Annotated in this window: 21 protein-coding genes and 1 pseudogene; 12 read left to right on the top strand and 10 right to left on the bottom strand. The window is 70.9% G+C overall.

Translation table 11 applies throughout. The annotated features are described in order from the left end of the window. Together SNR22_RS22910 and SNR22_RS22905 are read right to left on the bottom strand one after the other, a co-directional pair. Window positions 1–1,587 carry an amidohydrolase gene (locus SNR22_RS22910; protein WP_320068699.1) on the bottom strand — a complete coding sequence of 529 codons (1,587 nt, stop codon included), beginning with the start codon at window positions 1,585–1,587 and terminating at the stop codon, window positions 1–3. A 5-nt stretch (window positions 1,588–1,592) separates the two neighbouring features. Continuing rightward, entirely contained in the window at window positions 1,593–2,642 is a 1,050-nt protein-coding gene (locus tag SNR22_RS22905; protein WP_320068774.1) for a zinc-binding alcohol dehydrogenase, read from the bottom strand. Window positions 2,643–2,795: 153 nt separating this feature from the next. On the opposite strand from SNR22_RS22905, the gene SNR22_RS22900 reads away from it, so the two are divergent. Continuing rightward, a complete protein-coding gene (locus SNR22_RS22900) occupies window positions 2,796–4,202 on the top strand; it encodes a lysine 2,3-aminomutase (protein WP_320068698.1) in 1,407 nt (468 codons plus the stop codon). Window positions 4,203–4,285: 83 nt separating this feature from the next. Here the strand turns inward: SNR22_RS22900 and SNR22_RS22895 are convergent, their stop codons facing one another. Together SNR22_RS22895 and SNR22_RS22890 are read right to left on the bottom strand one after the other, a co-directional pair. Continuing rightward, window positions 4,286–4,789, bottom strand: a complete 504-nt coding sequence (locus tag SNR22_RS22895) for an NUDIX domain-containing protein (RefSeq protein ID WP_320068697.1) — start codon at window positions 4,787–4,789, stop codon at window positions 4,286–4,288. A gap of 316 nt (window positions 4,790–5,105) precedes the next feature. Beyond that, window positions 5,106–5,300, bottom strand: coding sequence for a CsbD family protein (locus SNR22_RS22890; RefSeq protein WP_320068696.1), 195 nt, complete (start codon window positions 5,298–5,300; stop codon window positions 5,106–5,108). A gap of 172 nt (window positions 5,301–5,472) precedes the next feature. On the opposite strand from SNR22_RS22890, the gene SNR22_RS22885 reads away from it, so the two are divergent. Beyond that, complete coding sequence (locus SNR22_RS22885) at window positions 5,473–6,081, top strand: histidine phosphatase family protein (RefSeq protein ID WP_320068695.1); 609 nt, start codon at window positions 5,473–5,475, stop codon at window positions 6,079–6,081. Here the strand turns inward: SNR22_RS22885 and SNR22_RS22880 are convergent. The 3 genes from SNR22_RS22880 to SNR22_RS22870 all read right to left on the bottom strand — a co-directional run bounded on the left by SNR22_RS22880 (window position 6,014) and on the right by SNR22_RS22870 (window position 7,839). Then, the gene (locus SNR22_RS22880; RefSeq protein ID WP_320068694.1) at window positions 6,014–6,517 is read right to left on the bottom strand and encodes an Lrp/AsnC family transcriptional regulator; all 504 of its coding nucleotides are present in this window, start codon (window positions 6,515–6,517) and stop codon (window positions 6,014–6,016) included. The genes SNR22_RS22885 and SNR22_RS22880 overlap by 68 nt on opposite strands. A gap of 60 nt (window positions 6,518–6,577) precedes the next feature. Next, window positions 6,578–6,793, bottom strand: coding sequence for a DUF433 domain-containing protein (locus SNR22_RS22875; RefSeq protein WP_320068693.1), 216 nt, complete (start codon window positions 6,791–6,793; stop codon window positions 6,578–6,580). A gap of 89 nt (window positions 6,794–6,882) precedes the next feature. Beyond that, entirely contained in the window at window positions 6,883–7,839 is a 957-nt protein-coding gene (locus tag SNR22_RS22870; RefSeq protein ID WP_320068692.1) for a glycoside hydrolase family 25 protein, read from the bottom strand. A gap of 454 nt (window positions 7,840–8,293) precedes the next feature. Here SNR22_RS22870 and SNR22_RS22865 point away from each other — a divergent pair, with 454 nt between their 5' ends. Beyond that, window positions 8,294–9,181, top strand: coding sequence for a peptidoglycan DD-metalloendopeptidase family protein (locus tag SNR22_RS22865; protein ID WP_320068691.1), 888 nt, complete (start codon window positions 8,294–8,296; stop codon window positions 9,179–9,181). A gap of 234 nt (window positions 9,182–9,415) precedes the next feature. On the opposite strand, the gene SNR22_RS22860 is transcribed toward SNR22_RS22865, so the two are convergent. Next, window positions 9,416–10,558: an acyl-CoA dehydrogenase family protein gene (locus SNR22_RS22860; protein ID WP_320068690.1), complete on the bottom strand. Its 1,143-nt coding sequence runs from the start codon at window positions 10,556–10,558 to the stop codon at window positions 9,416–9,418. Continuing rightward, window positions 10,555–11,670 carry a Xaa-Pro peptidase family protein gene (locus SNR22_RS22855; protein ID WP_320068689.1) on the bottom strand — a complete coding sequence of 372 codons (1,116 nt, stop codon included), beginning with the start codon at window positions 11,668–11,670 and terminating at the stop codon, window positions 10,555–10,557. The genes SNR22_RS22860 and SNR22_RS22855 overlap by 4 nt, the downstream gene beginning before the upstream one ends. A gap of 189 nt (window positions 11,671–11,859) precedes the next feature. Between SNR22_RS22855 and SNR22_RS22850 the strand changes: the two genes are divergently transcribed. The 8 genes and pseudogenes from SNR22_RS22850 (at window position 11,860) to SNR22_RS22815 (ending at window position 17,446) form a co-directional block, all read left to right on the top strand. Next, window positions 11,860–12,537, top strand: coding sequence for a TetR/AcrR family transcriptional regulator (locus tag SNR22_RS22850; RefSeq protein ID WP_320068688.1), 678 nt, complete (start codon window positions 11,860–11,862; stop codon window positions 12,535–12,537). 169 nt (window positions 12,538–12,706) lie between these two features. Then, complete coding sequence (locus tag SNR22_RS22845; protein ID WP_320068687.1) at window positions 12,707–13,861, top strand: NAD(P)/FAD-dependent oxidoreductase; 1,155 nt, start codon at window positions 12,707–12,709, stop codon at window positions 13,859–13,861. A gap of 16 nt (window positions 13,862–13,877) precedes the next feature. Continuing rightward, window positions 13,878–14,624: an alpha/beta hydrolase gene (locus tag SNR22_RS22840; protein WP_320068686.1), complete on the top strand. Its 747-nt coding sequence runs from the start codon at window positions 13,878–13,880 to the stop codon at window positions 14,622–14,624. Between the two features lie 136 nt (window positions 14,625–14,760). Next, window positions 14,761–15,258 (top strand): hypothetical protein, encoded by a 498-nt coding sequence (locus SNR22_RS22835; protein ID WP_320068685.1) that lies wholly within the window; start codon window positions 14,761–14,763, stop codon window positions 15,256–15,258. Window positions 15,259–15,380: 122 nt separating this feature from the next. After that, entirely contained in the window at window positions 15,381–15,944 is a 564-nt protein-coding gene (locus SNR22_RS22830) for an NADPH-dependent FMN reductase (RefSeq protein ID WP_413775690.1), read from the top strand. An 82-nt stretch (window positions 15,945–16,026) separates the two neighbouring features. Then, window positions 16,027–16,185 (top strand): annotated as a pseudogene (locus tag SNR22_RS22825) (LuxR C-terminal-related transcriptional regulator); the annotation flags it as partial. A 60-nt stretch (window positions 16,186–16,245) separates the two neighbouring features. Beyond that, a complete protein-coding gene (locus SNR22_RS22820) occupies window positions 16,246–16,473 on the top strand; it encodes a hypothetical protein (RefSeq protein ID WP_320068683.1) in 228 nt (75 codons plus the stop codon). A 70-nt stretch (window positions 16,474–16,543) separates the two neighbouring features. Further along, window positions 16,544–17,446, top strand: coding sequence for a 5'-3' exonuclease (locus SNR22_RS22815; protein WP_320068773.1), 903 nt, complete (start codon window positions 16,544–16,546; stop codon window positions 17,444–17,446). Between the two features lie 36 nt (window positions 17,447–17,482). Here the strand turns inward: SNR22_RS22815 and SNR22_RS22810 are convergent, their stop codons facing one another. After that, a complete protein-coding gene (locus SNR22_RS22810) occupies window positions 17,483–20,278 on the bottom strand; it encodes a DEAD/DEAH box helicase (protein WP_320068682.1) in 2,796 nt (931 codons plus the stop codon). A gap of 116 nt (window positions 20,279–20,394) precedes the next feature. Between SNR22_RS22810 and SNR22_RS22805 the strand changes: the two genes are divergently transcribed. Next, the gene (locus tag SNR22_RS22805) at window positions 20,395–21,135 is read left to right on the top strand and encodes an HAD-IA family hydrolase (protein WP_320068772.1); all 741 of its coding nucleotides are present in this window, start codon (window positions 20,395–20,397) and stop codon (window positions 21,133–21,135) included. Window positions 21,136–21,158 lie beyond the last annotated feature (23 nt).

The following is a 21,158-nucleotide window of genomic DNA, read 5'->3' as shown; positions in this document are numbered from 1 at the left end:
TCACGCAGACCCTTCCTCATAGATCGCCTCACCGCGCAACACCGTGCGCCGACACACCGGCAACGGCGTCACATCACCCACACCCCGCGCCTCCGGATCCGACGCCTGCAACACCGGCAGACCCCGCTCCACCCCCGCCGGCGTCGACCACACCGCGAACGTCGCCGCCGCCCCCAACGCCAACACACCCTCACCGTCACGGTGCACCGCCCGCCACCCACCCCGGGTATGCGCCGCGAACGCCGCCCGCACGCTCATCCGCTGCGCCGGACTGTGATGCGCCGCCGCCGCCCGCACCGACCCCCACGGATCCAACGCCGTCACCGGCGAATCCGACCCGAACGCCAACGCCACACCCACCGCATGCATCGCCCCCACCGGATTCGACTCCAACGACCGGGCCAACCCCAACCGCGACTCGTACATCCGCCCCGCACCACCCCACAACCGGTCGAACGCCGGCTGCACACTCGCCACGATCCCGAACTCCACAAACCCCGCGATCAACCGCTTACTCATGATCTCCGCATGCTCCACCCGGTGCCGCGCCGCCCGCACCCGATCCACCCCCACCCGCTCCGCCGCCCCCGCGAACCCCTCCAACACCGTCGAGATCGCCGCATCCCCGATCGCGTGGAACCCGCCCTGCATCCCCTGCGCCGCACAGTCCAACAAATGATCACGAACCTGCTCCGCACTCAGATACCCATGCCCACACGCCCCCGGCTCCCCATCCCGGTACGCCTGCGACACATGCGCCGTCCGCGCCCCCAACGCCCCATCGGCGAACAAATCCCCACCCGCACCCACCGCACCCAACTCCCGCGCCCGCACCGCACCACCCAACTCACCCCAGTACCCGAACACCTCCGGCAACCCCGCACCCGACAACGCCAACAACCCCGTGAAATCCTCCTCGTCGGAGATCCGCGGCCCACCACACTCGTGCACCGCCGCGATCCCCAACGACGCCGCCCGCCCCAACGCCACCCGCTGCGCCCCCACCCGCTGCGCCCGCGTCACCGACCCCAACGCCGCCGACCGCACCACATGATGCGCGTCCCGCCGCAACCACCCCGACGCGTCGAAACCCGCCAGCCCCGCCACCTCCGGACACGCCGCCACCATCGCCTGCGACACCAACGCCGAATGGATCGACGCCTGCGACAGATACACCCGCCGCCCACCGGCCGCCCGACCCAACCCGGCCGCGTCCGGCAACGACCCGTCCGCCCACCCCGACTCGTCCCACCCATGCCCCAACACCACCGCGTCCGACGGCAACGCCGCCGCGAACCCGGCCACCGCGTCCAACAACTCACCCGCCGACCGCACCCCCGACAGATCCAGCCCCGACAACACCAACCCCGTGTCAGTGGCATGCACATGCGCGTCCACGAACGCCGGCGTCACCAACGCACCACCCAGATCCACCACCCGATCCGCCGCCGGCGCATCCGCGTCCACGCCCAACCAGGCGATCCGCCCGTCCCGCACCAACAACGCGGTCGCACCCGGATCCGCCGGACAATGCAGCACACCACCGCGGTACAACGTCACCGGGCGCGTCGTCGAGGGATTCGTCATGACACTCAGTCTGCCGTCAACCGCGCCTCGAACAGAGCACGCACCCCCGGCTCGGAACGCAACAACCCCAACGCCAACTCCGCGTGCCCCGGCACATAACCGTTGCCCACCAGCATCGTCACGTCCGCCGCCAGACCCTCCGCACCCAACGCCGCCGCCGCGAAGCTCGTCGCCATCGAGAAAAAGATCACCGTCCCGCCGTCCTCCGTGGCCAGCACCGCGCCGTGCTCACAACCCGGCACGTCCACGCACACCACCGTCACGTCCGCCGGCATCCCCAACGCCGTCGTCACCGCCACCGACAACGCCACCGGATCCCGCGCGTCGGCCAACGCCACCTCCGTGGCCAACCCCGCCGCCACCAGCGCGTCCCGCTCCGCCACCACCGGCACCACCCCGACCGTACGACCCGCACCCGCCCGCCGCGCCGCCGCCAACGACAACGACCCGCTCTTGCCGGCCCCACCGATCACCGCCACGTTAACCGGCCTCGGATCACCCACCCGCCGCCGCTGGTCCACATACCCGGCAACCACCCGCGCGGTCAACGCCGGCGCCCCACACACGTCCAGCACCGCCAGAGACAACTCCGGGTGCAGATCCGCCGGCAACACCGCCGCGATCGACCGGGCGAACAAGATCGCGTACCCGTCGCAGGGCACCTGCTCGCTGCGCCCGTCCCAGCGGGCCAACCCGTCGGTGATCACCAGCGGGGTCAGCGTCAACGACACCAGCGTCGCCACCCGCTCGCCCGCCTTCAGCCCCAGCGGGGAACGCTGCCCCGCCTCGTCGACGGTGCCGATCAGCATCCCGCCCGACCCCGTCACCGGGTTCTGCATCTTGCCCCGCGTCGAGACGATCTCCAGCACCTCGGCGCGGACCCGGTCACCGTCCCCGCCGTGCTTCTCCCACAACTGCCGGAAACTCGCCGCATCCAGGTTCAGCCGCTCCACCCGGATCCGCACCTCGTTCGGCGCGATCTCCGGGCTCCCGTCCAACCGCCATGCCCCCTGCGGCAATACCCCCGCCGGCTCGACAACGCGGTGCAGACCCACCGGTGACGTCACGCAACCTCCCCACCACACCGCCCGAAGCCCTGGCCAGGACTCGCGTCGCGGGAAAACTTACGGCAGACTAGTTTCTCTACCGGATATTTTCCAGTAGCCTACGGGTCGCTGACCATCCGTACCACACACCGAGGAGGGGCCTTGACCCAGACCCAACCGGTTGAGACCATCCCTCAACCCCGGCACGCCCCAGTCGCCGTACCGACCGCCGGGCAGCCCTACGAATACCGCCGTACCCCCCTGGTCGAACCCGACTGGACCCGCTTTCCCGGCTGGCGCCACATCACCCGCGAACAGTGGGAAAACGCCCAGTGGCAACGCGTCAACTGCGTCAAGAACATCAAGCAGCTACGCACCGTCCTCGGTGACGGTGTCGACGAGTCCTTCTACGACGACCTCGAGGCCGATCAGAAGGCCCTGGCCACCATGTCGATGCTGGTGCCCCCGCAGATGATCAACACCATGGTCCCGCACGCGACGATGACCACCGAGGCGTTCCTCGCCGACCCGATCCGGCGCTACATGATCCCCGTCGCCTCCGACCGGCGCACCGACTGGCCCTCCCACCCCTACGCCAGCCGCGACTCGCTCCACGAACACGACATGTGGGTCGCTGAGGGACTCACCCACCGCTACCCCACCAAAGTCCTCGCCGAACTGCTCTCCACCTGCCCCCAGTACTGCGGGCACTGCACCCGGATGGACCTCGTCGGCAACTCCACCCCCGCCGTCGACAAGCTCAAGCTCAGCCTCAAGCCCGTCGACCGGTACGACGCCCACATCGCCTACCTCAAGGCCCACCCCGGCGTCCGCGACGTCGTTGTCTCCGGCGGCGACGTCGCCAACGTCCCGTGGCGCAACCTCGAGTCGTACCTCATGCGGCTGCTCGAACTGGAAACCGTCCGCGACATCCGGCTCGCCACCAAGGCCCTCATGGGCCTGCCCCAGCACTGGCTCCAGCCCGACGTCGTCGAGGGCCTGGAGCGCGTCGCCCGCACCGCCGGCCGGCGCGGCGTCAACCTCGCCATCCACACCCACGTCAACCACGCCCAGTCGATCACCCCGCTGGTCGCGAAGGCCACCCAGACCGCCCTCGACGTCGGCGTCCGGGACGTGCGTAACCAGGGCGTGCTCATGCGCGGCGTCAACGCCACCACCCCCGACCTGCTGGACCTGTGCTTCGCGCTCCAGGGTGAGGCAGGCATCCTGCCGTACTACTTCTACATGTGCGACATGATCCCCAACGCCGAACACTGGCGGGTCCCGGTCTGGCACGCCCAGCAGCTCCAGCACGACATCATGGGCTACCTGCCCGGCTACGCCACCCCGCGGATCGTCTGCGATGTCCCCTTCGTCGGCAAGCGTTGGGTGCACATGCTCACCGAGTACGACCGCGACCACGGCATCTCGTACTGGACGAAGAACTACCGCACCTCCATCGAGTCGGCCGACCTGGAGGCGCTCAACAAGCGCTACGCCTACTACGACCCGATCGACACGCTCCCCGCAGCCGGTCAGCAGTGGTGGCACGACCACCGCGACGACTGACCCTTCTCGTAGAGCCTCGTGGGCCCCGGGTGTTGACCGGGGCCCACGTTTTCGTTCCGATGCTCCCCGACGGCCGGAACTTGCTAGAGGCCGAGTTGGACCGGCTGGCCCGGCGTCCCCGCTGTAAGAAGCGCTGTCAAGGGTGTTGTGAGGTCGCGGGGCGAGAACAGCTCAGGTCCCGTATAACCAGCGATCTCCGAAAGCTGCCACCACCGGAACGCGTCCAGGTTCTCCGCAGCGAGTTGGCCGTCTGTCAGCTCGCCGCGGGGCTGGAAGTGGTTCGCGCGGACGAGGAAGTAGTCGTTGACGATGCCGTCGAAGCCCGGCGCATGGTCAGCGGCGACGACTTCCTGGTGCCAGACGTGCGGCGGATCGGCGGTGATCGCCAGACCGGTCTCCTCACGCAGCTCACGGCGCAAAGCCGTCAGCCGGTCCTCACCGGGCTCGACACCGCCGCCTGGGGCCGCCCAAACGGCCTTCGCCTGCTCCGGCACCACCGGGTGAGGAAAGACGAACCGGCAGAGCAGGATGCGGTCGTCCTCATCAAGGATGATCGCGCGGACGGAGGCACGCAGGTTCGGCGTCATGGCATGTCGGACGCGGCAGCGAGGCGGATGACGATCGGCACCGCCGCAGACTATCAACCGAGAAATCGAGCGCTGACTCTGAAATGAGAGGTCTCAGCTGAGACCTCGCCTGGACTGTCAGCACGGGTTCCCTCACTTTTGAGTGGATGCTGTGGGCGTGGCCCACTTCCGGTAAGCCGTCCTAGGACACTAGTTGGAGGATCGGGCCCGCCTACGCGCAGCAGACGTGCTGGTTACCGCAACTTCGCGAGCGGCGTACGGCAGACGCAACGGCGGGCCCGGAGGGAGTCCCTCCGGGCCCGCCGTTGCGGTCAGATTACTTCTTGAACGCGTCGCGCACGTCCTGGCCGGCGTCCTTGACGTGCTCGCCCGCCTGCCGAGTCCGCGCCTCGGTCTGCTGAGTGGCGCCCTCGGCGCGCAGCCGCTCGTTGTTCGTGGCGGTGCCGAGGCGCTCCTTGGCGGCGCCGGTCAGCTCCTGGGCCTTGTTCTTCGCCTTGTCGGTGAAGCTCATGTGGTACTCCCTCTGCTGCGGCGTTGCGGGGCCGTACGGCCCGGCCCTGTCCCCTGGAGATGCCCGTACGGCGGGCGCGGGAAACCTCGCGTACTGGCCCACCACTCCCGCTAAGGGCGTCCTAGGAGGCTAGCTAAGACGCGGTGGACGGTGGGCCTGGTTGACTGGGCGGATGGGAGAGATCATGCTCATCCGCCACGGTGAGACCGAGTGGAGCGCCAACCGCCAGCACACCTCGTACACCGACCTGGACCTCACGGCCGACGGCGAGCGGCAGGCCCGCGCGCTGAAGACGTTCCTCGCCGGCCGGCGGTTCACCCGGGTGCTGGCCAGTCCCCGTGCGCGGGCACTGCGCACCGCGCGGCTGGCCGGGCTGACCGTCGACGGCACCGACCCCGACCTGGCCGAATGGAACTACGGCGAGTACGAGGGCCGGACCACCGCCGACATCCACGGCGACCGCCCGGCCTGGAACATCTGGACCGACGGCTCGCCCGGCGGAGAGTCCCCCGCCGAAATCGGCCGGCGGCTGGACCGGGTGCTCGACCGGGTCGCGCTCCTGCTCGACTCCGGCGACGTCGCCCTGGTCGGCCACGCGCACAGCCTGCGGGTGCTCGGCGCCCGGTGGATCGGGCTGCCACCGGCGGCCGGCGGGCTGCTACGGCTGGACACCGCCACGGTCAGCGTGCTCGGTCACGAACACGGGCGGCAGGTCATCCGGCGGTGGAACCAGTCGGCTCCCCCGCCCCCCGGGACCGCCGCTTCGACAGCGGGCCACTGATCTTCGGCGGCCGGTTCTCGTATGGGGTGGACAGGACGACAGTGGTGCGGGTGGTGACGCTCGCGGCCGTGCGGATCTCCTGGAGCACCCGCTCCAGGTGCGCCGGGCTGGCCACCCGCACCAGCAGCAGGTAGAAGTCCTCCCCCGCCACCGAGTAGCAGGAGTCGATCTCCGGCAGGTGCGCCAGCCGATCCGGGGCGTCGTCGGGCTGCGACGGGTCGAACGGCCGGATCGCCACGAACGCCGTCAACGGCAGGTCCAGCGCCTCGAAGGAGACCCGGGCGGCGTACCCCTTGATCACGTCACGTTGCTCCAGCCGGCGGACGCGCTGGTGCACCGCGGACACCGACAGGCCCACCTTCTCCGCCAGATCCGTGTACGACAGCCGCCCGTCGGCGGTCAGCGCCGCGACGATGGCCCGGTCGATGTCCTCCACGGCGTGCAACCTACCCGTAAACGCGCTCGCCCGCGACGACGGACCCGCCGGGCGAGACGCTCAGCGGGCCGCCCGGCCGCGCACCGCGTCCGCCGCGTAGTGCAGCACCTCGGCCATGTCCTCCTCGTCGAGGAACGGCAGGTCGGTGAGGATGTCGGTGGTGCTCATCCCGTCGGCCATCATGGCCAGGATCGTGGCGACCGGCACCCTGGACTGGCGCACGCAGGGCGCGCCGCCCATGACGTCGGGGGCGACGGTGATCCGCTCGAAGTCCATCGGGCCAGGGTAGGCGGTCCTTTCTGGGCCGTGCCGTGCGGACAGGGCACGCCGGGGTTAGCCGACGCACCCTGTCCGCCGGGAGACGGTCAGTCCCACTGGTCCTGGTTGAGGAATCGGGCGAAGCCGCGCCAGGAGTTCGGCCCCATCGCCCCGTCGATCGGGCCGGTGTAGCCGTAGCCGGAGGCGAGTCGCTGGACGGCCTTCCAGGAGTTCGTTCCCATCACGCCGTCGATCGGGCCGGTGTAGCCGTAGCCGCGCATGGCCCGCTGCAGGGCGGAGTAGGTGTTAGCACCGGGCGCCCCGTCGATCGGACCGGTATAACCCGACGTGATCCGCAGCCAGTTCTGGGTACGCATCCACATGACGGGCCCGGGAACACCGTCCTGGGGGGTGGTGCTCTTGGGCAGCGGGTCGTTCGAAGGCGGGTCGGTCGGGGTGCCGGCCACGATCTGGAACGCTTCCGACTTGGCCACGTTCACGTCCACCGATGCGATACCGCCGGTCGATCCCTTCGAGCTGTACTGGTGCGCACTCCAGGTCGGGTAGGCGCCCCCCAGGTTCGGCTCGCCGGGGTAGCTGCCGTTGTTGGCACCCCACATCGCCACCCAGAGCTTCACACCAGCTGCGATCGTTCGTGACCACGTTGCGGAGCGCAGATCCCCCGCACCCATGTACAGCCAGGGCACGTGGTTGCCGATCCGGGCGTGCATCCGCTGGAAGAACGTCGCGACCTCGGTGTCGTTCCACAGCCTCGTCGAGTCGTCCAGCACCTCGTTGTCCAGCGCAATCACGTCACCGGACCGGTAGCCGTGCAGGTGGCTGGCGAAGTAGTCGGCGGCCTGCACGGGGGACTGGAAGTCTCCGGCCAGCCAGTAGTGGCCGACCCTGAGCCCCGCCGCCCGCGCGCCGTTCACCTGGGTCGCGTACTGCGAGCCGATGTACGGGCCCGCTGAGAGCTGGGAGCCGCCGGCCTTCACGATCACGAACTGGTAGCCGTCGGCACGGACGTCGGCGAAGTCGATACCGGCCTGCCAGGTAGCCACGTCAATACCGGACACCGTGCCGGAAGGAACCGCCGCGGCGGCGGCGGGTGCCGACGCGAGGGTTACCGGCAACACGAAGGCGACTGCGGCCGCCACCGCAAACCGCCTGAGGAAAGCAGTCATATCAAATCCCCTCTTGAAGATCCTTTGCCGCAGCATAGCGAACCAGACCCTGCATTGGCATTGTTGACTGTCGATCTACAAAAGAGGGTCGCCGGGTGGCTCACGACACGCTCGCCCCGGCGGCTCCACCGCCCAGGTGCGCAGGTGAGGAGGTGAGGAGGGCGCTCACGGAAGGCATCTGCGACTACGTTGACCGCGGGTGGCGGCGCCGGCCTCATTGAACACTCCTGGTTGAGTTCGACCAACCCCTATCTTTTGCATTGATACATGCCACTGGAGGGGCTATCCTCTGCTCGCCCATGGTCACCTACGACCGCACGGAGGACCGATTATGAACACCGAATACCTGGCCGGCTGCTGCAGCGGCGGAGCAGAGCAGCCTCAGGTCGGGCTCAGCCGCCGTACGCTGCTGCGCGGCACCGTGCTGACCACCGGCGCCCTTGCTGTCGGTGGTGTCGTCGGCCTGCCCGGGATCGCCCACGCCGCGCCCTCGATCTACAACCCGTTCGCCGGCTACGCGATCACCGGCAGCTGGCAGGACCACCTCAACAGCGGCTCGCTGGGCGGCATCGACTTCGGGATGGGCGTCGGCACCAACCTGCCGGCCTGCGGTGCCGGAACGATCCAGAACATCCCCAACAACGGCACCGGCGGGCACACCGTCACGATCAACCACGCGGACGGATACCGCAGCCAGTACATGCACCTGTCGCAGTTCCTGCTGGCCAACGGCACCGCTGTCGGCGCCGGTGCGATCGTGGGACGGTCGGGCGGTGCTGTCGGCGCCCCCGGTTCCGGCAGTTCCACCGGCCCCCACCTGCACTGGCACATGATCAATCCGAGCGGGGTGCGGATCAACCCGCTGACCTACATCGGCCAGAACCCGGGTGGCGGTGGCCTGCCGAAGACCTCGACCGAGCAGGACGGCATTCCGGGCACCATCTTCTACAAGCGAATGCAGAACTGGCTGCGGATCACGTCGGGTTATACCGGTCCGATCGACGGGGCGCCCGGTGCTAACACCTACTCCGCCCTGCAGCGGGCCATGCGCGGCTACGGCTACACCGGCCCGATCGACGGCGTGATGGGAACGAACTCCTGGAAGGCCGTCCAGCGACTCGCCTCCGGCTACGGCTACACCGGCCCGATCGACGGGGCGATGGGGCCGAACTCCTGGCGCGGCTTCGCCCGATTCCTCAACCAGGACCGGTGGAACTGACCCTCCCCCGGCGGAAGCCGTTTCAGCATCAGGCCCCGCAGCGGTGACGGTGGGGCCGGACGACGCTGCCCGGCCCCACCGGCCCGTACGGGATCAGATCACGAGAGGTTGATCTCGTCGCCGCCGTCGGCCACCACCGCCTGGCCGGCGGTGGCATCCGTGCCACCGAACACCAGGCGGGCGTCCGCGACGACCGGACCTGTCGGTGTGGCGGGACGCGGCTTCCTCCCCTGGCTAGCCCCTTGCCAGGTCGCGGGAGATGACCAGGCGCTGGATCTGGTTGGTGCCCTCCACGATCTGGAGCACCTTCGCCTCCCGCAGGTACCGTTCGACCGGGTGGTCGGCCACATACCCGGCGCCGCCGAGCACCTGCACCGCGTCGGTGGTAACCCGCATCGCCGCGTCGGTGGCGAACAGCTTCGCCTTGGCCGCCTCGATCGAGTACGGGCGGCCGGCGTCGCGCAGCCGGGCCGCGTGCAGGGTGAGCGCCCGCGCGGCGGAGATCTGGGTGGCCGCGTCGGCCAGCATGAAGCCGAGGCCCTGGAAGTCGACGATCGCCCGACCGAACTGCTGCCGCTCGCGGGCGTAGCCGACCGCGTAGTCGAGGGCGGCCTGGGCCAGGCCGACGGCGCAGGCGGCGATGCCGAGCCGGCCGGAGTCCAGCGCGGACATGGCGATGGTGAAGCCGGCCCCCTCCCCGCCGATCAGCCGGTCGGCCGGGACACGGGCGTCGTCGAAGGCGATCTGGGCCACCGGCGAGGCGTGCAGGCCCATGGTCCGCTCGGCGGCCTGCGGGGTGATCCCGGGGGTGTCGCAGTCGGCGAGCAGGCAGGAGATGCCCTTTGGGCCGGCGCCGCCGGTACGGCAGAAGATGTTGTAGAAGTCCGCGACCCGGGCGTGAGTGATCCACGCCTTGGTGCCGGTCACGACGTACGAGTCGCCGTCGCGGATGGCGCGGGTGGTCAGCGAGGCGGCGTCGGAGCCGCCCTGGGGCTCCGACAGGCAGTACGCGCCGAGCAGTTCACCGCCGAGCATGTCGGGCAGCAGCGTGCGCTGCGCGTCGGTGCCGAACTGGGCGAGCGGGTAGCAGGACAGGGTGTGCACGCTGACCGCCTCGGCGACGGCGAGCCACCGGCCGGCGAGGATCTCCAGCACCTGGAGGTAGACCTCGTACGGCTGGGCGGCACCCCCGTGCTCCTCCGGGTACGGCAGGCCGAGCAGGCCGGCCCGGCCGAGGGTCCGCAGCACCTCTCGGGGGAACTCGGCACGCTGCTCGAACTCGACGGCCTTCGGGGCGAGCTCCCGGTCGGCGAGCTCGGTGGCGAGGTCGAGCAGGTCGTGGGCCTCGTCGGTGGGCAGGATCCGGTCGACAGTCATAGCGCGATGAGCTCCGTGGGGGTGGTGTTGAGCCGGGCCACGCCGTCGCTCGTGCAGACGACGATGTCCTCGATGCGGGCGCCATGTCGGCCCGCGAGGTAGATGCCCGGCTCGACGGAGAACGCCATGCCGGGCTCCAGCGGCCGGGGGTTGCCGGCGACCACGTACGGGTCCTCGTGGCCGTCCAGGCCGATGCCGTGGCCGGTGCGGTGCAGGAACGCCGGTCCATACCCGGCGGCGGTGATCGGGGCGCGGGCGGCGGCGTCGATCGCCTCGGCGGTCACCCCGGGGCGGACCGCGGCGACGGCCGCCGCCTGGGCGGCGTGCAGCACCAGGTAGTAGTCGGTGAACTCCGCCGTGGGCCGGCCGCCGGCGACGTACGTGCGGGTGCAGTCGGAGCGGTACCCGGACGGCATCGTGCCACCGATGTCGACGACCACGGGCTCGCCCGCACCGATCGGCCGGTCGGAGGTGCCGTGGTGTGGGCTGGCCCCGTTGGGACCGGCGGCGACGATGACGAAGTCGACGGTGACGTGACCGGCGGCGCGGATCGCGGCGGCGATGTCCGTGGCGACCTCGGCCTCGGTGCGGCCGGGGCGCAGCCACTGCCCCATCCGGGCGTGCACGGCGTCGATGGCGGCGCCGGCCTCGGCGAGCGCGGCGACCTCGGCCGGGGACTTGCGGATGCGCAGCTCGCGCAGCACGTCGCCGGCGAGGCGTTGGGTGGTGTCGGGGAGCAGGGCGCGCAGGGCGAGGACCTGCTCGGCCCACATCCGGTCGGCCAGGCCGACGGCCGCGACCGGCCCGTCGAGGGCGGCGGCCACGAGGGGGTACGGGTCGGTGCCGTCGGCGTGGTCGACGACCCGGACGCCGGTGGCCGGGGCGGGGGACGACTCGGCGGCGGGGCGTTCCAGGGTGGGCACGATCAGCGTCGGCTCGCCCCGGGCGGGCAGCACCAGGCAGGTCAGCCGCTCCCCGGCGTGGGCGTTGTAGCCGGTGAGGTAGCGCAGGTCCGAGCCGGGGGTGAGCAGCAGCGCGTCGAGGCCGGCCGCGGTGGTGGCGCGCTGCGCGGCGGCCAGCCGGTCGGCCGGGTACAGCTCGTCGGTTCCCACCCGGTCAGCTTAACGGTCGTTTGGTCGACCCCGGGAGCCGGTGCGGCGCCGAGGCAGGCCGGGCGGCGCGTCGGACGTGGCCAGGCGCCCACGGGCCGCTCAGCGGGTCGTACGGCCGGTTGGTGCCCCTGGCGGCCACCTCACGGTGCCAAACTGGCGATCTACGAACATGTTCGCTACGATCGCGTTATGAGCCCGCGTCGAGTTCCGGTCAGCCGTCGTGACCGTCCCGCCAAGCCGCCGTTGAGTCGTGATGGCATGGTGGCGGCTGCCTTGCAGATCATGCGCACGGAGGGCCTGGATCGGGTGACGATGAGGCGGCTCGCGGCCGAGCTCGACACCGGCCCGGCTTCGCTGTATGTCTACGTTCGCAACACCGCCGAGCTGCACGGCGCCTTGCTGGATGAGCTGGTGGCCGAACTGGAGCAGTCCGGCACACCGGGAACCGAGGGTTGGCGTGAGCAGCTGATCAGCGTGCTGTGCGCCCACACCGAGCTGCTGTTCTCCTATCCGAGCCTGGCTCGCTCGGTGCTGATGCTGCGCCCGTCGGGGCCGCATTATCTGCGTTTGATCGACACGATTCTGGGTCTGCTGCTGGCTGGCGGCGTGCCGGATCGGCAGGCCGCCTGGGGTGTCGACATCCTGCTGCAGCACGCGACCGCCACCGCAGCCGAGCAGGGCAGCCGGGAGGAGTCCGTGGAGGCTGACGGCGAAGAGGAGGACCTCGCCCGGGCCGTGGCCGAGGCAAAGCCCGATGCCTATCCCAACATCGTCCGGGTTCGCCACGAAATCCTCTCCGGTACCTACGACCAACGCATGCGTTGGTCGTTCGGCACGCTCATTGACGGACTCCGCACCACTGTCTGACGTGCGGCCCGTGGCTGTTCGCCAGCAAAAACGCCTTGTGAACGGCACGCACTGAAACAACTTCCGTCGTATGAGGTTGACGCGTATCCGTGACGAACGCGTTCGTCGCGACCGTGTTCCGCATCGAGTCTGGCGAGCTACGCCGGATAACCGACCTTCAGGAGGAGCCATGAGTAGTACGCCGACGATCACCATCGTGGGAGCAGGCCTGGGCGGACTGACCCTGGCCCGGGTCCTGCACGTTCACGGTATCCCCGCGACTATCTACGAGCTGGACGAATCCCCAGCCGCGCGGACCCAGGGCGGGATGCTCGACATCCACGACTACAACGGGCAGGTCGCGCTGCGCGACGCCGGCCTGTTCGACGAATTCCAGGCAATCATCCACTCCGGCGGCGAAGCGATGCGGATCCTGGACAGGGACAACATCGTGCTGCGCGAGGAGCAGGACAAGGGTGCCGCCCGCCGGCCGGAGGTCGACCGGCCCCGACTGCGGCAGATCCTGCTCGACTCGCTGCCCGAAGGCGCCATCACGTGGGGCAAGAAGGTCACCGGCGTACGCCCCCTCGGCGACGGCCGGCATGAGCTGACCTTTGCCGACGGTGAGACCGTCACCACTGACGTGCTCATCGGCGCGGACGGCGCGTGGTCGCGGATCCGGCCATTGCTGTCCGACGACACCCCCGTGTACACGGGGGTGTCGTTCATCGAGGTCGACCTGTACGAGGCGGACAAGCGTCACCCCGTCCCGGCCTCGGTCGTCGGTGGCGGCATGCTGTTCGCCCTCGCTCCGGGCAGTGGCTTCCTCGCCCACCGCGAACCGGATGGCAGCCTGCACGTCTACATCGCGCTCAAGACCGCGAAGGACTGGATCGACGGCGTCGACTGGACCGACACCGACAAGGCCAAGGCTGTCCTGCTGGAGCAGTTCGCCGATTGGGCGCCGCAACTGCAGGCCCTGATCACCGAGGCGGACAGCCCACTGATCCCGCGCACCATCAACGCCCTGCCGGTCGGGCACCGCTGGGACCGGATCCCCGGGGTGACCCTGCTGGGCGACGCCGCGCACGTGATGTCACCGTTCGCCGGCGAGGGCGCGAATCTGGCCATGTTCGACGGTTCCGAACTCGGCAAGGCCATCGCCGCCAACCCGGGCGACGTCGAAGCAGCCTTGGCCGCGTACGAGAGGGACCTGTTCGCCCGCAGCGAGGAAGTCGCCAAGGAATCCGCCGACAACCTGGGCGTGACCTTCGACGACAACGCACCCCAGAGCCTGCTCGACATGTTCGCCGCCCTCGACGTCCCCACCGCCGAAGGTCACTGAAGAGAGGCCCCGCATCATGACCGCGTACCCCACGTCCACGGTGCTACAGCCGCGGCCCGGTCTCGCGCTGACCGCGCGCGAGGCCGGCCACGGCCACCCCGTTCTGCTGCTGCACGGCGCCGCCGGCCCGGACAGCATGAACTCCCTGCTCGGCCACCTCGCCGATCGGCATCACGTGCTCGCCCCGACCCACCCAGGCTGGGACGGCACCGTGCGCCCCGACGACCTGGACAGCGTCACCGGCCTCGCCGCCACCTACCTCGATCTACTGTCACAGCAGGAACTGAGTAGGGTCACCGTGATCGGTGTGTCGTTCGGCGGCTGGATCGCCGCCGAGATGGCCGTGTCCGACAGCACGAAGCGCATAGGCCGGCTGGTGCTCGTCGACTCCGTCGGCCCACAGGTCCCCGGGCACGCGCCGACCATGCCCAGCGGCCCGCCGCCGTCCGCCCAGCCCGCCGCGGACGCGCCCCGGCAGGGACCACCGCCAGGGAACATGGCCGCGTTCCGTGCCTACACCTCGGACGGCCTGGAAGACCCGACCCTGCTCGACAGATTCCAAACCCTGGCGATTCCCGCCCTGTTGGTCTGGGGTGAGAACGATCCGGTCGTCACCGCCGAGTTCGGCCGCCTTTACGCCGACGCGATCCCCGGCGCCCGGTTCACGCTGATCCCCGGCGGTGGGCATCTGCCGATGCGCGAGGCACCGGAGGCGACGTTCGCCGCCGTCGACGAATTCCTCACCGACACCGCCGGGCAGTAACCGCGTCGTCCAGTGGCATACGACGAATCCGGCAGTGATGAAAGAAGGTGGCCATTGACGTACACCGAGACCCTCAGCGACAAACACGTGCGCTGGCTCGGCAGCATGGCGTTCGCTCAGATCTCCGGTGCGGGTCATGACCCGCACCGGCCGCTACAAGATCTTCCCGGTGCTCGGCACGATCCTGCTCACCAGCGGCACCGCGCTGCTGGCCACCATGGACACCACCACCAGCCGCATCACCACGGCCGCGTTCATGGCGATCGTCGGCGCCGGCCTCGGCTTCACCATGCAGATGACCACCACCATCGCCCAGAACAGTGCCGAAATGCGCGACCTCGGGGCCGCCACCGGAGCGGTCACCCTGTTCCGCACGCTCGGCGGCTCCCTTGCCGTCGCAATCTTCGGCGCCCTACTCACCCGCGCCCTGACCGCCACCACCACCACTGTCAGCGGACCGGCCTACGAGCAGGCCGTGACCACCGGCACCCAGCACATCTTTTGGACCGCCTGCGCCCTGTGCGCCCTCGCCATCCCCGCTGCCCTGGCCATCAAGGAAGTCCCGCTGCGTACCAAGCCTGCCGCCCCGGCACCGACTACACCGCAACCACAGCCCACCAACGCGGCCCACTAACAACCCGGCAACAAAAGCCCTTGCCGCCACACCGGCCCTGGAACCGGCCGTGAGATTCCCCCCGGCAGACCTCATGGCGCCCGGGACCCCAGTCACAAAATTCAGATGAGGAGCTATCCGTGATCACCATCGCTGTCGTACTGGCCAGCACCCGTCCCGGCCGCCGCGGCGAGGCCGTCGCCAACTGGGTGCTCGAGCACGCCGGCCAGCGTGACGATGCCGCGTTCGAACTCCTTGACCTGGCGGCCGTCGACCTGCCGCAGCTCGATGAGCCCATGCCGCCGGCCATGGGCCGTTACACCCTCCCGCACACCCTCGACTGGGCCGCCACCGTCGCCAAGCACGACGGCTTCGTCTTCGTGACCCCCGAGTACAACCACTCGTACCCGGGAGTACTCAAAAACGCTCTCGACCGTGTCCACGCTGAATGGCACAACAAGGCGGCCGCGTTCGTCTCCTACGGATTCGACGGCGGCGTCCGCGCTGTCGAAGCACTCCGTCCCGTCGTGGGCGCCCTGCAGATGGCCGACGTCTCCGCCCAGGTCGCGCTCAGCATGCACCACGACTTCACCGGCTTCACGCAATTCACCCCCGCCCCGCACCAGGCTGCGGCGCTTACCACCACCCTCGACCAGGTCGTCACCTGGTCCACCGCCCTCGCCACGCTGCGCAGACCGGCAGCCTGACGCCATCCCCCGTGGTGGTGGCCCGCTGCGCCTGCGGGGCCACCACCACTGTTTCGATCCATAACGGCTACGGCCGCGGGAGGTCGAGGTGCTGCCCCTGATCGCGCGTGGGCTGTCCAACCGGGAAATCGCGCAGGATCTCGTCGTCGCCGAGCAGAACGTCAACGGGCATCGCGACAACCTCCGCAGCGCCGGTCGGCGTCCCGGCGAAGCCGCCCGGAATGGGTGGTGGCGTCGATAGCCTGGACCTGCGCCGACGCCGGTTCGGCGGGGCACAAGCGGGCGAAGGGCGGCGACGCGGGTGGCAGCCGAGGAGGAGAAGAAGAACGGGGCGCGGCGGAGTCGGCTGCTCTGGGCCGGCATACTCGCCGTCGCCGGCCTGGTGCTGCTGGCCGTGGGACTGACCGTCGCCGACGGGGCCGTCGCCTGGCTGGAGGCGATCGTCGCGATCGTCCTGCTGGTGGTGAGTTACGCCCTGCAACGCCTGGCCCGTCGGGAGACCGTGTACCGGCACGACGAGCCGCGCTGACCGTCGCGGCGTGCCCGGATCGTCGGACGGTTGTGCCACGCTGTCCGGCGTGACACACCGACCCCCGATCATGCTGATCGACGCTCCCAGCCTCTACTTCCGGGCCTACTTCGGCGTCCCCGAGTCCGCGGCGAAAACCTCCGACGGCACCCCGGTCAACGCGGTGCGCGGCTTTCTCGACATGCTCGCCACACTGATCCGCACCCGCCGCCCCGACCGGATGGTCTGCGCGATGGATTACGACTGGCGGCCGGACTGGCGGGTGGCGCTGCTGCCGTCGTACAAGGCGCACCGGCTCGCGCCGACCGGCGGCGAGGCCGTGCCGGACACCCTCGTCCCGCAGGTGCCGGTGATCCTGGATGTGCTGGCCGCGATCGGCATCACCGTTGTCGGCGCCGCCGGATACGAGGCCGACGATGTGCTGGGCACGCTGTCGGTCACCCAGCAGGCCCCGGTGGAGGTGGTCTCCGGCGACCGCGACCTGTTCCAGCTCATCGACGACGACCGCGGGGTGCGGCTGCTCTACGTGGGGGCGCGGGGCGTGGCGAAGCTGGAGGACTGCGACGACGCGGCGGTGCGGTACCGCTACGAGGTGCCCGCGAACCGGTACGTCGACTTCGCGGCCCTGCGCGGCGACCCGAGCGACGGGCTGCCCGGGGTGCCGGGCGTCGGGGAGAAGACCGCCGCCCGGTTGATCGCCCGGTTCGGTGACCTCGACGGCGTCATCGCCGCCCTCGACAACCCGCGCTCCAACTTCGGCCCCAGCCTGTTGTTTAAGCTCAGGGACTCCCGCGACTACCTGGCCGTCGCGCCGAAGGTGGTGCGGGTGGCACTGGACGTGCCGCTGCCGGAGCTGCCGACCGCGCTGCCACTGGCGCCGGCGGCCCCCGACCGGCTGCTGGAGTTGGCCGAGCGGTGGAACCTGGCCGGCTCCTGCCGGCGCCTCGTCGACGCCCTGGCCACGCGGGGCTGACCCGGCCGTCCGGTGCGTCGGTTCCCGCCCCGACGATCAGGCGGTGGCGTGGTAGGCGAGGACGCCCCGGTTCACGGCGGAGATGGCCTGCCGGGCGGTGGCCCGAAGCTCGGTGCTCGCTCCGCCGGAGTCGGCGAGCTGGCCGAGCAGGTCGACCACCTGCCTGGCCCAGCGGACGAAGTCGCCGGCCGGCATCTCCCCCTCGATCTGGTGGCCGCTGGCCAACACCATGGCCAGGGCCTCGCCCCGCGCCCACCGGTAGATCGGCCAGGCGAAGCCGAGGTCCGGCTCGCGGGTGACCGTGAGGCCCCGGCCGGCCTCGTCGGCCTCGATCTCGCCCCAGAGCTTCAGGGTCTCGTCGACGGCCTCGGCGACCGGCCCGCGTGGCAGCGACGCCCGCTCGTCGACGTCCCGGCGGGCCTCGAAGACCACCACCGACACGGCGGCGGCCAGCTCCGCCGGGGACAGCCCGTCCCAGACACCCCGGCGCAGGCACTCGGCGACCAGCAGGTCGGCCTCGGTCCAGATCCGGCCGAGCATCCGCCCGGCGTCGGTGACGGCGCCGCCTGCCGACAGATAACCGCGCGCGGTGAGCAGCGCCACAATCCGGTCGAACGTGCGGGCGAGGGAACCGGTGCGGCCCGCGACCCGCTGACGCAGCTCCTCGGTGTCGCGTTCGAGCCGGCGGCTCCGCTCCGCCCAGCGGGCGTGCTCCTCCCGCTCCGGACAGGCGTGGCAGGGGTGCCGGCGCAGCTCGGTGCGGAGCTGACTGATCGCGTGGTCCTCGCCGGCGTCCTGGCGGGACCGGCCGCCACGTCGGCCGGCGTGCCGATCCAGGCCGGTGCCGCTGACCTCGGCGGCGAGGTCGCGGCGGGCCCCCGGGGAACGGTGGTTGAAGTGCTTGGGCACCCGGATGCGGGCGAGCACCTCGGCCGGGCTGGTGAAGTCGCCGGGGCTGACCCGGCCGGCCCAGCGGTCCTGGGTGAGCACCAGCGGGCGGGGCTCGCCGAAACCCCCGGCGGCCGGGTCGAGCACAACCGCGAGACCGGCACGGCGGCCGGACGGCACCCGGATGACATCGCCGACACGCAGCCGCTCCAACGATGCCACGGCTGCGGCCTTACGCTGCTGCTGGCCCTGCCGGGCGACGGCGCGTTCCCGGTCGGCGATGGACACCCGGAGGGCGAAGTACCCCTCGAAGTCGCCGTGGTGGCAGCCGGCCTCCGCGCCGTACGCGTCGATGGTCTCGGTGTTGCGCTGCACCTGCCGGGCCAGTCCGACCACCGAGCGGTCCGCCTGGAACTGCGCGAACGAGGACTCCAGCAGCTCCCGGGCCGGCTCCGCGCCGACGGTGCCGACGAGGTTGACAGCCATGTTGTACGACGGACGGAAGCTGGAGCGCAGCGGGTAGGTACGGGTGGAGGCCAGCCCGGCCACGTGCCGGGGGTCGGTCTCCGGGGACCAGACGACGACGGCGTGCCCCTCGACGTCGATGCCCCGACGGCCGGCGCGGCCGGTGAGCTGGGTGTATTCCCCCGGGGTGAGGTCGACGTGGGCTTCGCCGTTGAACTTGACCAGGCGTTCGAGCACGACGCAGCGGGCCGGCATGTTGATGCCCAGGGCCAGGGTCTCGGTGGCGAAGACCGCCTTGACCAGGCCGCGGACGAACAACTCCTCGACGATCTCCTTGAACACCGGGAGCATGCCGGCGTGGTGTGCGGCCAGGCCGCGTTCCAGCCCGTCGAGCCACTCCCAGTAGCCGAGAACGGTCAGGTCCTCACCGGGGATGGCGGTGACCCGCGACTCGACGACCCGGCGGATCTCCGTCCGCTCCTCCGCCGAGGTGAGCCGCAGGCCGGCGGCGAGGCACTGCTGCACGGCGGCGGCACAACCGGCCCGGCTGAAGATGAACAGGATCGCCGGGAGCAGCCCCTCCCGGTCGAGCCGGTCGACGATGTCCGGGCGCAGCGGGCCACGCCAGCGGGGGCCGCGCCGACCGCTACCGGGACCGGCGCTACGCCCCTCCCCCAGCTCGAGGCGGCGCACGGTGTCGCGGGTGTAGCGCAGCAGCTCGGGGTGCACGTCGTGCTTGCGGGCGGCGTCGGCGTCGTGGAAGAGGTCGAACATCCGCTTGCCGACCAGCATGTGCTGCCACAGCGGCACCGGCCGGTGCTCGCTGACCACCACGGTCGTCTCGCCGCGCACGGTGACCAGCCAGTCGGCGAACTCCTCGGCGTTGGAGACGGTCGCGGAGAGGGAGACCAGGGTCACCGAGGCGGGCAGGTGGATGATCACCTCTTCCCACACGCCGCCGCGGAACCGGTCGGCGAGGTAGTGCACCTCGTCCATGACCACGTACGCCAGGCCCTCGAGGGTGGCCGAGCCGGCGTAGAGCATGTTGCGCAGCACCTCGGTGGTCATCACCACCACCGGGGCGTCGCCGTTGATCGCGTTGTCGCCGGTGAGCAGGCCGACCTGCTCGACGCCGTAGCGGTCCACCAGGTCGTGGTACTTCTGGTTGGACAGCGCCTTGATCGGGGTGGTGTAGAAGCACTTGCGCCGGGCGGGCTGCGGCGCGTCGGCCGCCGCCGGCTGACCGGGGACACCGCGCAGGGCCAGGTGTACGGCGAACTCCCCGACCGCCGTCTTGCCGGCGCCGGTGGGGGCGCAGACCAGCACCCCGCTGCCCCGTTCCAGGGCCTGACACGCCTCCCGTTGAAAGTCATCGAGATCGAACCCCAGGTCAAGGGCGAACTCGTCCAGCGCCGGGAACTGTGAGGCCTGCGCGGTCCGGCGGCGCGCCGCGACGTACCGCTCGGCGGGGCTCGACATGCCCCCAAGATTAATGCGTGCCTGTCGGGAGCACCCGCCAAGGCCGTCCGACACCGGGTCCCGGGGCGGTCGGTAGGGTGCACGGCGTGCCGGACCATGCCGAACCGACCCGTCCGATCCACCCGAGCGTGGTCGATGCCGCCACCAGCGCCCGGGCGTCCCGTCGGCCTGTGGAGGCGGTGCTGTTCGACTTCCACGGCACCCTCGCCCAGGTGGAGGAGCCCTGCGACTGGGTGCTGGCCGCGGCGGCGGCGTGTGGGGTGACCCTGGACCGGGCGCGGGCCACCGGGCTGGCCGACCGGCTGCTCACGGCGGGCCGGGCGGGCGGACCACTGCCGGCCCGGGTGCCGCCGGGGCTGGCCGAGCTGTGGGCCGACCGGGACCTCTACCCGCACGCCCACCGGGACGCGTACACGGGGCTGGCGGCGACGGTCGACGCCGGGATCGACGGCCTCGCCGACGCGCTCTACGAGCGGGCGCTGGTGCCCGAAGGCTGGGTGCCGTACCCGGACACCGCGCCGACCCTGACGGCGCTGCGCTCCGCCGGGGTGAAAGTGGCGGTGGTCAGCAACATCGGCTTCGACATCCGGCCGTTCTTCGCCGCCTGGGGTCTCGACGGGCTGATCGATGCGTACGCTCTGTCGTACGAGGTGGGGCGCTGCAAGCCGGACCCGGGGATCTTCTGGCGGGCCTGCGGGATGCTCGGGGTGGACGCGGAACGGACGCTGATGGTGGGCGACACCGCGGCCGACGCCGGGGCGGTGCGGGCCGGCTGCGCGGTGCTGGTGCTGCCCGAGGCGGAGCCGGGCCGACCCAACGGGCTGGGCTCGGTGCTCGGTCTGACGCTGCCCGGCTGAGCCGCCGGCGGCCGGCGCAGCGG

Origin of the sequence: Micromonospora sp. RTGN7, from assembly GCF_033804645.1 — a bacterium.
Lineage (GTDB): Bacteria > Actinomycetota > Actinomycetes > Mycobacteriales > Micromonosporaceae > Micromonospora.
This window is presented reverse-complemented; position numbering and strand designations above follow the sequence as displayed.

Coding starts and splice junctions, on each gene's coding strand:
- SNR22_RS22910 (WP_320068699.1), bottom strand. CDS start 1,587: ATGACGAATCCCTCGACGACGCGCCCGGTGACGTTGTACCGCGGTGGT.
- SNR22_RS22895 (WP_320068697.1), bottom strand. CDS start 4,789: ATGACGCCGAACCTGCGTGCCTCCGTCCGCGCGATCATCCTTGATGAG.
- SNR22_RS22890 (WP_320068696.1), bottom strand. CDS start 5,300: ATGAGCTTCACCGACAAGGCGAAGAACAAGGCCCAGGAGCTGACCGGC.
- SNR22_RS22885 (WP_320068695.1), top strand. CDS start 5,473: ATGGGAGAGATCATGCTCATCCGCCACGGTGAGACCGAGTGGAGCGCC.
- SNR22_RS22875 (WP_320068693.1), bottom strand. CDS start 6,793: ATGGACTTCGAGCGGATCACCGTCGCCCCCGACGTCATGGGCGGCGCG.
- SNR22_RS22865 (WP_320068691.1), top strand. CDS start 8,294: ATGAACACCGAATACCTGGCCGGCTGCTGCAGCGGCGGAGCAGAGCAG.
- SNR22_RS22860 (WP_320068690.1), bottom strand. CDS start 10,558: ATGACTGTCGACCGGATCCTGCCCACCGACGAGGCCCACGACCTGCTC.
- SNR22_RS22850 (WP_320068688.1), top strand. CDS start 11,860: ATGAGCCCGCGTCGAGTTCCGGTCAGCCGTCGTGACCGTCCCGCCAAG.
- SNR22_RS22845 (WP_320068687.1), top strand. CDS start 12,707: ATGAGTAGTACGCCGACGATCACCATCGTGGGAGCAGGCCTGGGCGGA.
- SNR22_RS22840 (WP_320068686.1), top strand. CDS start 13,878: ATGACCGCGTACCCCACGTCCACGGTGCTACAGCCGCGGCCCGGTCTC.
- SNR22_RS22835 (WP_320068685.1), top strand. CDS start 14,761: ATGACCCGCACCGGCCGCTACAAGATCTTCCCGGTGCTCGGCACGATC.
- SNR22_RS22815 (WP_320068773.1), top strand. CDS start 16,544: ATGCTGATCGACGCTCCCAGCCTCTACTTCCGGGCCTACTTCGGCGTC.
- SNR22_RS22810 (WP_320068682.1), bottom strand. CDS start 20,278: ATGTCGAGCCCCGCCGAGCGGTACGTCGCGGCGCGCCGCCGGACCGCG.